The 208-nt window shown below is 73.1% G+C and carries 1 protein-coding gene; it reads right to left on the bottom strand.

Annotated elements, in window-relative coordinates:
* The coding region (locus tag UK12_RS45485; RefSeq protein WP_045307473.1) for a hypothetical protein at positions 1-208 on the bottom strand (208 nt) is incomplete at both ends.

The raw sequence follows: 208 nt of genomic DNA on the forward strand, positions 1-208 counted from the left end.
GTGGACGAGCGTGTGCTCGGCCGGCTGGCTGCTGTGCTCGCTGCCGCCGCTGGTCAGGACCAGGTCGCGGTACGTGCTTCGGGTGTGTTCGCGCGTCGTCTGGTGCGGGCTGCGCGTGGTGAGGCCGTGCAGGCGTGGAAGCCGGGCGGCACGGTGCTGGTGACGGGTGGTACGGGTGCGCTGGGTGCGCAGGTTGCGCGCTGGCTGG

The organism is Saccharothrix sp. ST-888, from assembly GCF_000955975.1.
Lineage (GTDB): Bacteria > Actinomycetota > Actinomycetes > Streptomycetales > Streptomycetaceae > Kitasatospora.